Here is a 12,418-nt window from a genome sequence, read left to right on the forward strand (position 1 = left end):
CTACACAATAATCAGAAGTGGAGGCCCATCATCATGGCCAACCTGAAAATCAAGAATCTGCAAAAAGGTTTCGAAGGCTTCTCCATCATCAAGGGCATCGACCTTGAAGTGAACGACCGCGAGTTCGTGGTCTTCGTCGGGCCGTCGGGCTGCGGCAAGTCCACGCTGCTGCGGCTGATCGCCGGCCTGGAAGAAGTCAGCGACGGCACTATCGAACTGGACGGCCGGGACATCACCGAAGTCAGCCCGGCCAAACGCGACCTGGCGATGGTGTTCCAGACCTATGCCCTGTACCCGCACATGAGCGTGCGCAAAAATATGTCCTTCGCCTTGGACCTGGCTGGCGTGCCGAAGGCCGAGGTCGAGAAAAAGGTCAACGAAGCGGCACGCATCCTCGAGCTGGGGCCGATGCTTGAGCGCAAGCCCAAGCAGCTCTCCGGCGGCCAGCGCCAGCGTGTGGCGATTGGTCGGGCCATCGTGCGCAACCCGAAAATCTTCCTGTTCGACGAACCCTTGTCCAACCTCGACGCCGCCCTTCGCGTGCAGATGCGCCTGGAACTGGCCCGGCTGCACAAGGAGTTGCAAGCGACCATGATCTACGTGACCCACGATCAGGTCGAAGCCATGACCCTGGCCGACAAGGTGGTAGTGCTCAATGGCGGGCGCATCGAGCAGGTCGGCTCGCCGCTGGAGCTGTATCACCAACCCGCCAACCTGTTTGTCGCCGGGTTCCTCGGCACCCCGAAAATGGGCTTTCTCAAAGGCAAGGTCACGGGCCTGGACGGCCAGGGCTGCGAAGTCCTGCTGGACGCCGGAACCCGTATCAGCCTGCCATTGAGCGGTGCCAGCCTGAGTGTTGGCAGCGCGGTGACCCTGGGGATTCGTCCGGAGCACCTGAACCTGGCACAACCGGGCGATTGCACGCTGCAAGTTACCGCCGATGTCAGCGAACGCCTGGGTAGCGACACGTTCTGCCACGTCGTGACCGCGTCCGGTGAAGCCTTGACCATGCGCGTTCGCGGTGACCTGGCGAGCCGTTTCGGCGAGCAACTGAGCCTGCACCTGGACCCCGAACACTGCCACCTATTCGATGCCGAAGGCGTAGCGGTCACCCGTGCACTGCGCGCCGCCGCCTGATTGCCGAGACTTGTGATGAAACTCAACCGACAGAACCTGCACAACCTCAAGCCTGAGATCGCTCTGCCCGCCTATTCCTTGAGCGAGATTCGCCAGGGCATTGCCCACATCGGCGTCGGCGGTTTCCACCGCGCTCACCAGGCGTATTACACCGATGCGCTGATGAACACCGGCGCCGACCTGGACTGGGCCATCTGTGGCGTCGGCCTGCGCGCCGAAGATCGTCGCGCCCGGGACGACCTGGCCAGCCAGGACTACCTCTTCACGCTTTATGAACTGGGGGACACCGACGACACCGAAGTCCGGGTGATCGGTGCCATCGCCGACATGCTACTGGCCGAAGACGGCGCCCAGGCGCTGATCGACAAACTGGCCGACCCGCAGATCCGTATCGTCTCGCTGACCATCACCGAAGGCGGCTATTGCATCGACGACAGCAACGGCGAGTTCATGGCCCACCTGCCGCAGATCCAGCACGACCTGGCCCACCCGGACGAACCGAAGACCGTCTTCGGTTTCCTCTGCGCCGCCCTGGCCAAACGCCGCGCCGCCGGCACCGCGGCATTCACCCTGATGTCCTGCGATAACCTGCCCCACAACGGCGCCGTGACCCGCAAGGCCCTGCTGGCCTTCGCCGCGTTGCGCGATGCTGAACTGGGGCAATGGATTGACCGCAATGTGAGTTTCCCCAACGCCATGGTCGATCGCATCACACCGATGACCAGCGTCGCCCATCGCCTGCAACTGCATGACGAACATGGCATCGATGACGCCTGGCCGGTGGTCTGCGAACCGTTCGTGCAATGGGTGCTGGAAGACAAATTCGTCAACGGTCGCCCGGCCTGGGAAAGGGTCGGCGTACAGTTCACCGATGACGTTTCGCCCTATGAAGAGATGAAGATCAAGCTGCTCAACGGCAGTCACCTGGCGCTGACTTACCTGGGCTTTCTCAAGGGCTATCGCTTCGTCCACGAGACCATGAATGACCCGCTGTTCGTGCGTTACATGCGGGCCTATATGGACCTGGACGTGACACCGCAACTGGCGCCGGTGCCAGGGATCGACCTGACCGACTACAAGAACACCCTGGTGGAGCGTTTTTCCAACCAGGCCATCGCCGACCAGTTGGAACGAGTGTGTTCGGATGGCTCGTCGAAGTTTCCGAAATTCACCGTGCCGACCATCAACCGCTTGATTGCCGACGGTGGCGAAACCCGCCGCGCGGCGCTGGTGGTGGCGGCTTGGGCCGTGTACCTGAAGGGCGTCGACGAAAACGGCGTGACGTATTCGATCCCAGACCCACGGGCAGCATTCTGCCAGGCGCTGGTGACTGACGATGCACTGGTGACCCAGCGGATGTTGGAAGTGGAAGAAATCTTTGGCACCGCCATCCCCCGTTCGCCAGAGTTCGTGGCAGCATTCGAATGGTGCTGCAACAGCTTGCGTGAGCATGGTGTGACGCGCACGCTTGAGCGGATACTGGCTGACTGAGGCTTAATTCCCAGGCTCTGCGTGGGAACACCTCAACGGACGCTCCGCATTCGGCTTCTTGGGGGCGCGGAGCGTCCCGTGCTGCATTCCCACGCAGAGCGTGGGAACGTTCTGACCACTCAGGGTTTATTCCATGGCAAACCAACAATTGTTCCTGGGCATCGACTGCGGCACCCAAGGCACCAAGGCGCTGATCCTGGATGCGCTCAGCGGCCAGGTACTCGGCCAGGGCGCCGCTGCCCACAGTATGATCAGCGGGGCCAACGGTCGCCGTGAACAAGATACCCAGCAATGGCTCGATGCATTTACCCAGGCGACCCATCAAGCCTTGGCCGCTGCCGGGGTCGATGGCCAGGCCATCCTCGGCATCGGCGTCTCCGGCCAGCAGCACGGCCTGGTCTTGCTCGATGACCAAGGCGAGGTCTTGCGCCCGGCCAAGCTGTGGTGCGACACCGAGACGACACCGCAAAACGATCGGCTCCTGGCGCACCTGGGCGGTGAAAATGGCAGCCTCGAACGCCTCGGCGTGGTGATCGCGCCGGGCTACACGGTTTCCAAACTGCTCTGGACCCTGGAGCAGCATCCCCAGGTTTTCGAACGCATCGCCAGCATCCTGCTGCCCCACGACTTCCTCAATCATTGGCTCACCGGGCGCCATTGCAGCGAATACGGTGATGCTTCGGGTACCGGCTATTTCAACGTGCGCACCCGTGAGTGGGACCTGCCGCTGCTGCAACACATCGACCCCAGCGGCCGCTTGCAAGTGGCGTTGCCGGAACTGATCGATGCTCATCAACCGGTCGGACGGATCCTGCCAGCCATTGCCGCACAGCTGGGCATCAATCCAGATGCTGTGGTGGCCAGCGGTGGCGGCGACAACATGATGGGCGCCATCGGCACCGGGAATATCCAGCCAGGCGTGATCACCATGAGTCTCGGTTCCTCCGGCACGGTATACGCCTATGCCGCGGAGCCTGCGGTCAGCCCGGAGGCATCGGTGGCGACCTTCTGCTCCTCCAGCGGCGGTTGGCTGCCACTGATCTGCACCATGAACCTGACCAATGCCACCGGGGCGATGCGCGAGTTGTTCGACCTGGACATCGACGCCTTCAACGCCCTGGTAGCCCAGGCTCCGATTGGCGCAGAGGGCGTGTGCATGCTGCCGTTTCTCAATGGCGAGCGCGTTCCTGCCCTGCCCCATGCCACTGGCAGCCTGCTGGGCCTGACCGCCACCAACCTGACCCGGGCCAATCTGTGTCGGGCCGTGGTCGAAGGCACCACCTTTGGTTTGCGCTACGGCCTGGACTTGTTGCGGGCGAACGGGCTTGAGGCCCGCAGCATCCGCCTGATCGGCGGCGGTTCGAAGAGCCCGGTGTGGCGGCAGATCGTCGCCGATATCATGAATACCACGGTTATCTGCACCGAACAGAGCGAAGCTGCCGCCCTCGGCGCGGCGATTCAGGCGGCATGGTGCCATTCAGGGGCGCAAGAAAACCTGGCCGAACTGTGCGAGCGCTGCGTCAAGCTCGACCTGAGCAGTAAAACCCGGCCCATCGCCGAGCATGTAGCAGCTTCCCAACAAGCTTATGAACATTATCGACAACACGTCGCAACCCTTTGAGAGCGGGCAACTATGTATCTGGTGTGTGGTGAAGCGCTGTTTGATTTTTTCAGTGAAACCGAGGCTGACGGCCCAGCCTCGCAAGTGAACTTCAAGGCCATTGCCGGCGGCTCGCCGTTCAATGTGGCGGTCGGTTTGCGGCGCCTGGGTGTCGAGTCGGCGCTGTTTGCCGGGCTGTCCACCGACTACCTGGGCCGACGCTTGCAGCAAGTACTGCTCAACGAAGGCGTCAGCGCCCGATACCTGCTGGACTTCGACGCACCAACCACCCTGGCGATGGTAGCCGTCGGCGCCAACGGCTCGCCCCACTACAGTTTTCGCGGCGAAGGCTGCGCGGATCGGCAATTGAGCCCGGCCCACCTGCCAACGTTGGGCCCGCAGGTTCGCGGCCTGCATTTCGGCTCGTTCTCCCTGGTGGTCCAGCCGATTGCCGACACCCTGTTGGCCCTGGTACAGCGCGAAAGCGGCAAGCGCCTGATCAGTCTCGACCCGAACGTGCGCCTCAATCCACAGCCGGATATCGAACTGTGGCGCTCGCGGATCGCAACGCTGGTGCAATATGCCGACCTGATCAAGGTCAGCGACGAGGACCTGCACCTGCTCTACCCTGAGCTTGAGCCACAAGCGGTGATCGATGGCTGGCTGCAACACCGTTGCCAACTGGTGTTCCTGACCCGTGGCGGCCAGGGCGCAACGGTATTCAGCCGTCAGCATGGCTCATGGTCGCTGCCCGCCTGTTCGGTAAAGATCGCCGACACCGTGGGCGCCGGTGATACCTTTCAGGCCGCGCTGATTACCTGGCTCACCGAGCAGCAATTGGACTCGGTCGAAGGCCTGAACACCCTGGCCCGTGACCAGATCAACGCCATGCTCGACTTCGCCATACGCGCGGCAGCCCTGACCTGTGCGAAAACCGGCCCTGACCTGCCTTACCGGCAACAACTGAACTGACCGTCCCAACCCATCGCAGCCAAACGCCACCCGGTTTTGGTTGCGATAGCCTTCCCGTAAAAGCCAAGATATTCGCTTTAACCCTGGTTTAATCCCGCGATCCGACACTGTCCCGGACCGCGTATCCCTCCTGAGGTCCCGCGCGGCAGGCCCGATGTTTGAACATCAGGCCGATTTTTCTCTGCTGCGGAGTCTCGCTCATGAATATTCGTAGATTAGTCGCCGCGTCATCCTTGGTACTTCTGACTGGCATCAGTGCAATGGCTCAGGCTGACAATACCGTACAGCCCATACCCTACCGTTATGGCATGCCGTTGGAGATCAAAAAGCTGATATCGCTGAAGGAGCCGTCAACGCCTTATTGCGAAGTTGTGACGGCACAGATGGTGTACATCGACAAAGCGGGACAAACCCGTGATGTCTCGTATCGCAAGTTATCGGATTCTTGCAATTATCAATAATTGACTAGCGGTTGGCGGACAACAGAACGCCTGGCTCGGACAATGACCGGGCCAGGCGTCGATGTACTCTGAACTGGGCGTTTATCTTAACGCCCGGTCATCCGATGTAACTGATGAAAATGATTGCCAACGGGATTGTGGTGCTGACCGTGGTTCTGGTCGAGTTCGCTGCGCAGTTCGGCAATCAAGTCGTTGATTGCCCGGCAACCCGTGAGTTTTTGCGCATCGATGCCAGTTTTTACCAAGGCCACGCGGTCAGTTTCATGATCATCGTAAATCTTGATGGTCATCGACAAATCGGGTGACAAGGTGCATTGCGAGCGCTTGGGCAGCAAGCTGCTTTCAATGATGTTTCGCATTTCGAGGGCAGATAAAAACATGGCAACTCTCTCCTGTTGAGGCGGCCAATTTATGTACACAACGGCGGTATTCTTTTCGTCCGTTTCTTCCATGCGGACTGGGACTACGAATGCCGTGCCGTTCTTCGTTTTTGGCGTTTCTAATCAATGAGCCCCATAAGGCGAACTCCTGAATCATCCCGCAAGTAACATGCCTGAATTCACGACGCCCAGGCTTGATTCAAATCAACTACTTAGCTTTACCTGGCGCCGGACAAGTCGTGCAGAATGCAAGCAAAAGGTAAAAAACCCATGCAAACTGCAATCGCTTTCTTCCTGTCGCAAGCTAGATTAGCCCCTATTGGGATAGGGTGAGAGGGCATCCGTCGCCTGCTTCAAAAAAAGTGTGACTCGGGCTGCAAACCGCGTTGACGGCTGCGCGCTCGGCTACATGGCGCAAGCTGTCAAAGTTGATATTGGCGCCAGAATCGATCGCCACCAGGGTCTGGCCCTGTGCACCGGTTCGGGCCACGTACTGCTTGATACCCGCCACAGCCAAGGCGCCCGAGGGTTCGGTGATCGAGCGGGTGTCGTCATAGATATCCTTGATCGCGGCGCACAGTTGATCGTTGCTGACGGTCATGACCTCATCGACACAGAAACGGCAGATCTCGAAGCCATGGGCACCGATCTGCGCAACGGCCACGCCATCGGCGAAGGTTCCCACACTCGGCAGCGTTACCCGCTCTCCCGCCACCAACGCCGCCTGCAGGCAGGCGGAGTGTTGCGACTCGACACCGATGATGCGCACTTGCGGACGCAGGTATTTGACGTAGGCGGCGATTCCGGCGATCAGCCCACCGCCACCGACCGGGACAAAAATCGCGTCCAACCTGCCGGGGTGCTGGCGCAGGATTTCCATGGCGACGGTGCCCTGCCCCGCGATGACGTCCGGGTCATCGAAAGGCGACACGAACTCCCGCCCAGTCTGCCGGACCAAATCCAGTGCATACGCCAGGGCAAACGGAAAACTCTCGCCGTGCAGCAATGCTTCAGCGCCCCGGTTGCGCACGCCCAGCACCTTCAATTGCGGGGTGGTCAAGGGCATGACGATACTCGCCGAAATCCCCAGTTCCCGCGCCGCCAGCGCTACGCCCTGGGCATGATTGCCCGCCGAAGCAGTGATAACCCCCCGAGCCCGCTGCTCCGGGGTCAATTGCGCCAGTTTGTTGTAGGCACCGCGGATCTTGAAGGAGAAGGTCGGCTGCAGGTCTTCCCGCTTGAGCAGGACCTGGTTCCCCAAGGCTTCGGACAATGCCGGGGCCGCTTGCAGTGGCGTGCGCACGGCCAGTTCGTACACCGGCGCAGCCAGGATCTTTTTGACGTAGTGCTCCAGCAGGGCGTGTTCGGCGGCGGTTGTGGTCATGGCGGTCTCCTGGTTTGGACAGAACCCTGGAGACAGAAAGAAAAAACCCGCCTCTAGGGCGGGTTGGGTGCAGTCGTCAGCTAGCCCGCCAAATAAGGAATGGCGGTAATAATGCTTGGCTGGCTACGCAGTACGGTGGAAGTCATGGTTGGAAGTTAGCTGGGGGACGGGGACCAAGTCAATCCAAAATACACAGCTGGCTTGGTTCACCCGCGCTGCGCATTACTGCAGGCCGACTTTATACAACGCCCCATCGCCTTCATCCGTCAGCACATACAAGAAACCATCCGGCCCCTGGCGCACGTCACGGATACGCTCGTCGAGCTCACCGAGCAAACGCTCCTCGTGCACGACCTTATTGCCCTTTAATTGCAGACGGATCAGGTTCTTGGAGACCAGCGCACCGATGAACACGCTGTGCCGCCAGGCCTTGAAGCGATCACTGTCGTAGAACGCCATGCCGCTGAGCCCCGGTGACACCTGCCAGACATGGTGAGGACCCAGGGTGCCTTTGACCGTCGTGCCCTGGGCTTCGGGAATCGGGGCACCGGAGTAATTGATGCCGTGGGTCGCCAACGGCCAGCCATAATTCTTGCCACGCTCGATGATGTTCAGCTCATCGCCCCCCTTGGGCCCATGCTCGTTTTCCCACAGCGTGCCGTTGCGTGGGTTGAGGGCCGCTCCCTGTGGATTGCGAATACCGTAGGCCCAGATCTCGGGGCGAACGTTTTCCTGGCCGACAAACGGGTTATCGTCCGGCACCTTGCCGTCGGGGTAGATGCGTACGATCTTGCCTTGCAACTTGTCCAGGTCCTGGGCCGTCGGACGGTCGTTGTTTTCCCCCAGGGTGACGAATAGATAACCGTCCCGGTCGAACACCAGGCGCGAGCCAAAGTGGTTGCCCTTCGACAGCTTGGGGTACTGGCGAAAGATTACGTTGAAACTGTTCAGCCTCTTCAAGTCTTGTGACAACTGCCCACGGCCCACCGCAGTACCGGCCTTGCCGTCTTCACCGGCCTCGGAATAGGACAGGTAGACCGTGCGGTCCTGTTTGAAATCCGGTGACAGCACTACATCCAGCAAACCGCCCTGGCCCTTGGCCCAGACCTTGGGAACGCCCCTCAACGGCGCCGATAACTGGCCATCGGGGCCCACTAAACGCAGGTTGCCGGGGCGTTCCGTGACCAGTATGCCTTGCTGGTCCGGCAGGAACGCCAGCGCCCAAGGGTGCTCCAGGCCCTTGGCCACGGTGCTCACCTCCAAGGTGCCCTCCTCGCTTTTCGCTTGCTGGGTTTGTGCGGCAACGGCCGGCGTGGCAAGGGTCAGAACAGCGCTGGCGCAGAGTGCGGCCAGGAGTGTTTTACGCAACATGCACACCTCCTTCTGTAGCGTGGAAAGAAACAGCCAGGATTCAGCGCCTAGCGATTGCCGTTGTTCGTGCTCCTGGGCGGCGGGGTGTAGTCGAGGGAGGGCCGCGGCGAAGCCGGCGGCTGGCCGGAACGAGGGTAACCGTTGCCGATACCGCCGTTTTCCAGGGTCGGTGGACGCGGAGCCGGAATCGTCGGGTTGCTGTGGATCATCGGTACGTTAGGCTGGGTACCTTGCATGCTGTTGGGATTTGCCCGGCGAATCGGACTGTTATAGGGATTGTTGTTGCCGGGCAGGTTCTGGGCGAGGAGCACGGCACCATGACCAGGCATCTGAGCCTGAGCCGCCGTGGTCAGTAGTAGCGTCATGATTGCGAGCATCAGCCTGTTCATCGGAGCACCTCATGGGTTCAGGCATATCGAAAGCACGCTACGCCGCAGGTTCGCCGTTGTTAAGTAAAAAATCCCCCTGAAGATGTAACCAGGCATCTCTAAATAGATGTGGAAGCGAGCTTGCTCGCGATAGCGGTCGGTCAGCTTGACCCCATGTTGAATGTGCCGCCGTCATCGCGAGCAAGCACGCTCCCACGGGGTTCTCGGGTTGTTCAAAGGACCGACGTTCATCACCGATGTCCTGTGGAAACCAGACGGCGCGCGGTGGAAACTTTTCCCGAGGCACCAGGGTCACCAGAAAGACGAACTCATCGGCAAGGAACCTCCACCATGGCACGGGCAATCTGGAAAGGCGCAATCAGCTTCGGACTGGTCCACATTCCTGTGGCGCTGGTATCGGCCACCTCGTCCCAAGGCGTGGATTTCGACTGGTTGGACAAGCGCAGCATGGACCCGGTGGGCTACAAACGGGTCAACAAGGTCACGGGCAAGGAAGTGACCAAGGAAGACATCGTCAAAGGTGTGCAATACCAGAAGGGCCAGTATGTGCTGCTCAGCGAAGAGGAAATTCGCTCCGCCCATCCCAAGTCCACCCAGACCATCGATATTTTCTCCTTCGTCGACAGCGAAAAAATCCCGCTGCAAAACATCGACACACCCTACTTCCTGGCGCCGGACAAGCGCGGTGGCAAAGTCTATGCGCTGCTGCGCGAAACCCTGGTCAAGACCAACAAAGTGGCCCTGGCCCACGTCGTGCTCCACACCCGCCAGCACCTGGCGGCGCTCATGCCTCTGGAATCGGCCCTGGTACTGGTGATGCTGCGTTGGCCTGCGGAGGTGCGCGACCTCGATATCCTGGAACTGGGCGAAGAAGTCACCCACCCGACCCTGGCCAAGGGCGAGTTGGACATGGCCAAGCGCCTGGTGCAGGACATGAGCGCCGACTGGGAGCCGGAGCAATACCGCGACAGTTTCGAGGACAAGATCATGGAACTGGTGGAGAAGAAGGCCAACGAAGGCCGCCTCGAAGCCGTGGAGACCGACCCGGGCGAAGAACAGCGCAAGAGTGCCGACGTCATCGACCTCACCGAACTGCTCAAGCGCAGCCTGGGCGGCAAAGGCAAGCCCGCCGCGAAAACCGCCGCGAAAACCACGAAGACCAGCAAGCCCGCTCCCGCTAAAAAAGCCACCAAGGCCTCCCGGGGCTAATCCCCTGGCGCCAGCAATACAAGGGAATCTGTCATGGCCAATGCCGAGAGTGAATATGCTCGTTTGTCCGACGCCGAGCTGGATGAATCAAAGCCCGTTCGCCGCCCCCGAAGGGCTAAAACGGCGCAAGAGGAGAAGTTGCCCGAACGCCTGTTACCGCAACTGGCTACACCCGTGGAGCTACCGCCGCCCGGTGAATGGCGCTATGAGGTGCAATTCCACGGCTATCGGCTGCTAACGCGCATCGAAGATGGCGAAATCCGCTTGCTCAATCGCAATCAGCAGGACTGGACCGAGCGCCTCAAGCTGCATGCCGCTGCCCTGGCCAAGTTGAACCTGGGGGATAGTTGGCTCGATGGTGAATTGGTCCTGTTGGACGATGCCGGGCATTCTGATTTCGACGCCCTGCGCCAGGCCTTCGAAATCGGCCGCAGCGTCGACATGGTGTATTTCCTGTTCGATGCGCCCTTTCTCAATGGCGTCGATCTGCGCCAGGCACCCGTGGAAGAACGCCGCGCGGCGCTTAAAAAGGCCCTGAAGAACAATGCCAGCAAGCGCCTGCGCTTCTCCGAAGCGTTTTCTGCCAGCCAGCACGACATGTTCGAAAGCGCCATCGCCCTCTCCCTGGACAGCGTGGTCGGCAAGCGCCTGGGCAGTCCATATATGTCCCGACGCAGCGCCGATTGGGTGAAGCTCAAATGCCGGCTTCGCCAAGCCTTCGTGATCGTCGGCTTTACCCGCCCACAGGGCAAGCGCAGCGGTTTCGGCGCGTTATTGCTGGCGGTCAACGGGCCGTCGGGGCTGGTATATGCCGGTCGGGTCGGCACCGGGTTCACTCAATCCCAGCTCAAACACCTCCATGAACAACTCAGTGCCCAGGAGCGTGACACCGCGCCGCTGGCTACACCGGTCAACGGCGCGCAAAAACGCGGTGTGCATTGGGTCGAGCCGACACAAGCCTGTGAAGTCGAATTCGCCGAATGGACCCGTGACGGCCTGATACGCCAGGCGGTTTTCCTGGATCTGTCAGCCAGCACACCGACCAGCAGGATTGTCCGTGAGCAGCCCATGCCGATAAAGGCCATGACGGCTAAACCCCAACACCGCGGCAAAACCCGCAGCGTGAAAATCGGCGGCGTAGTGATTAGCCATCCCGAGCGCGTCATCGACAGTGTCAGCGGTGTCCAAAAAGCCGAACTGGCCCAGTATTACGCGGACGTCGCTCCATGGATCCTGCCCCACCTGAAGCAGCGTCCCGTTGCTCTGCTAAGAGCTCCGGACGGAATCGGTGAGGAGCAGTTTTTTCAGAAACACGCTGATCGCCTGGACATTCCCCACATCAAGCAACTGGATCCGGGGCTGGACCCCGGCCATGCCGCCCTGATGGAAATCGACAGCGTCCAGTCGCTCATCAGCGCGGCCCAGATGGGCACCGTGGAGTTGCACACCTGGGCCGCGACCCACGACCGGATCGAAACACCCGACCAGTTCGTCCTGGACCTGGACCCCGACCCGTCGTTGCCCTGGAGCGCCATGCTCGAGGCGACACGCCTGACTCTGGCGCTGCTCGATGAGCTGGGCTTGCAGGCCTTTCTCAAGACCAGCGGCGGCAAAGGCATGCACCTCATCGTGCCGTTGGCGCGAAGCGAAGGCTGGGACAGCACCAAGGCGTTCGCCAAGGCCATATCCCAGTATCTGGCCCAGCAGATGCCCGAACGGATCACCTCTACCATGGGGCCGAAAAATCGCGTCGGGAAAATATTCGTCGATTACCTGCGCAACGCCCGAGGCGCCAGTACCGTGAGCGCCTACTCGGTACGCGCCAGGCCAGGCCTGCCGGTATCCGTGCCGATTGCCCGTGCCGAACTCGACAATCTGCGTAACGCCCAGCAGTGGGATATCTATACGGCACTGGAACGGGCCAAGGGCCTGAGCGCCGATCCGTGGGAGGGCTACAACCATCGACAGCGGATCACGGCGAGAATGTGGGAACAATTAGACGCGCAAAAACCCATGCAATGATC

At 60.7% G+C, this 12,418-nt stretch carries 10 protein-coding genes and 1 pseudogene; 7 read left to right on the forward strand and 4 right to left on the reverse strand.

What is annotated here, in order from left to right; all coding sequences use genetic code 11:
- The first annotated feature begins 33 nt into the window (after positions 1–33).
- From ugpC to SGN16_RS15790, 5 genes are all read left to right on the forward strand, one after another.
- Entirely contained in the window at positions 34–1,137 is a 1,104-nt protein-coding gene (gene ugpC / locus SGN16_RS15770) for a sn-glycerol-3-phosphate ABC transporter ATP-binding protein UgpC (RefSeq protein ID WP_210638958.1), read from the forward strand.
- 15 nt (positions 1,138–1,152) lie between these two features.
- Complete coding sequence (locus tag SGN16_RS15775; RefSeq protein ID WP_210638959.1) at positions 1,153–2,628, forward strand: mannitol dehydrogenase family protein; 1,476 nt, start codon at positions 1,153–1,155, stop codon at positions 2,626–2,628.
- A 133-nt stretch (positions 2,629–2,761) separates the two neighbouring features.
- Positions 2,762–4,249 (forward strand): xylulokinase, encoded by a 1,488-nt coding sequence (xylB, locus tag SGN16_RS15780; RefSeq protein ID WP_210638960.1) that lies wholly within the window; start codon positions 2,762–2,764, stop codon positions 4,247–4,249.
- A gap of 12 nt (positions 4,250–4,261) precedes the next feature.
- Positions 4,262–5,200, forward strand: a complete 939-nt coding sequence (locus SGN16_RS15785) for a carbohydrate kinase (protein ID WP_335945225.1) — start codon at positions 4,262–4,264, stop codon at positions 5,198–5,200.
- A gap of 200 nt (positions 5,201–5,400) precedes the next feature.
- Positions 5,401–5,661: a DUF2790 domain-containing protein gene (locus SGN16_RS15790; RefSeq protein WP_210638962.1), complete on the forward strand. Its 261-nt coding sequence runs from the start codon at positions 5,401–5,403 to the stop codon at positions 5,659–5,661.
- Positions 5,662–5,747: 86 nt separating this feature from the next.
- On the opposite strand, the gene SGN16_RS15795 is transcribed toward SGN16_RS15790, so the two are convergent.
- The 4 genes and pseudogenes from SGN16_RS15795 to SGN16_RS15810 form a co-directional block, all read right to left on the reverse strand.
- Positions 5,748–6,041, reverse strand: a complete 294-nt coding sequence (locus tag SGN16_RS15795; RefSeq protein WP_210638963.1) for a DUF1652 domain-containing protein — start codon at positions 6,039–6,041, stop codon at positions 5,748–5,750.
- Positions 6,042–6,435: 394 nt separating this feature from the next.
- Positions 6,436–7,398 (reverse strand): annotated as a pseudogene (gene ilvA, locus SGN16_RS15800) (threonine ammonia-lyase, biosynthetic); the annotation flags it as partial.
- 249 nt (positions 7,399–7,647) lie between these two features.
- A complete protein-coding gene (locus SGN16_RS15805) occupies positions 7,648–8,796 on the reverse strand; it encodes a PQQ-dependent sugar dehydrogenase (RefSeq protein ID WP_335945224.1) in 1,149 nt (382 codons plus the stop codon).
- 47 nt (positions 8,797–8,843) lie between these two features.
- Positions 8,844–9,185 (reverse strand): hypothetical protein, encoded by a 342-nt coding sequence (locus tag SGN16_RS15810; protein WP_335945223.1) that lies wholly within the window; start codon positions 9,183–9,185, stop codon positions 8,844–8,846.
- A 330-nt stretch (positions 9,186–9,515) separates the two neighbouring features.
- On the opposite strand from SGN16_RS15810, the gene SGN16_RS15815 reads away from it, so the two are divergent.
- Together SGN16_RS15815 and ligD are read left to right on the forward strand one after the other, a co-directional pair.
- Positions 9,516–10,394, forward strand: coding sequence for a Ku protein (locus tag SGN16_RS15815; protein ID WP_210638967.1), 879 nt, complete (start codon positions 9,516–9,518; stop codon positions 10,392–10,394).
- Positions 10,395–10,427: 33 nt separating this feature from the next.
- Positions 10,428–12,416: a DNA ligase D gene (ligD, locus tag SGN16_RS15820; protein WP_335945222.1), complete on the forward strand. Its 1,989-nt coding sequence runs from the start codon at positions 10,428–10,430 to the stop codon at positions 12,414–12,416.
- Positions 12,417–12,418: the final 2 nt, after the last annotated feature.

Origin of the sequence: Pseudomonas sp. G166, from assembly GCF_037027455.2 — a bacterium.
GTDB lineage: Bacteria > Pseudomonadota > Gammaproteobacteria > Pseudomonadales > Pseudomonadaceae > Aquipseudomonas.

Bases quoted from the DNA above. Each gene is read 5' to 3' on its own strand.
- ugpC (WP_210638958.1), top strand. From the start codon at position 34: ATGGCCAACCTGAAAATCAAGAATCTGCAAAAAGGTTTCGAAGGCTTC.
- SGN16_RS15775 (WP_210638959.1), top strand. From the start codon at position 1,153: ATGAAACTCAACCGACAGAACCTGCACAACCTCAAGCCTGAGATCGCT.
- xylB (WP_210638960.1), top strand. From the start codon at position 2,762: ATGGCAAACCAACAATTGTTCCTGGGCATCGACTGCGGCACCCAAGGC.
- SGN16_RS15785 (WP_335945225.1), top strand. From the start codon at position 4,262: ATGTATCTGGTGTGTGGTGAAGCGCTGTTTGATTTTTTCAGTGAAACC.
- SGN16_RS15790 (WP_210638962.1), top strand. From the start codon at position 5,401: ATGAATATTCGTAGATTAGTCGCCGCGTCATCCTTGGTACTTCTGACT.
- SGN16_RS15795 (WP_210638963.1), bottom strand. From the start codon at position 6,041: ATGTTTTTATCTGCCCTCGAAATGCGAAACATCATTGAAAGCAGCTTG.
- SGN16_RS15805 (WP_335945224.1), bottom strand. From the start codon at position 8,796: ATGTTGCGTAAAACACTCCTGGCCGCACTCTGCGCCAGCGCTGTTCTG.
- SGN16_RS15810 (WP_335945223.1), bottom strand. From the start codon at position 9,185: ATGAACAGGCTGATGCTCGCAATCATGACGCTACTACTGACCACGGCG.
- SGN16_RS15815 (WP_210638967.1), top strand. From the start codon at position 9,516: ATGGCACGGGCAATCTGGAAAGGCGCAATCAGCTTCGGACTGGTCCAC.
- ligD (WP_335945222.1), top strand. From the start codon at position 10,428: ATGGCCAATGCCGAGAGTGAATATGCTCGTTTGTCCGACGCCGAGCTG.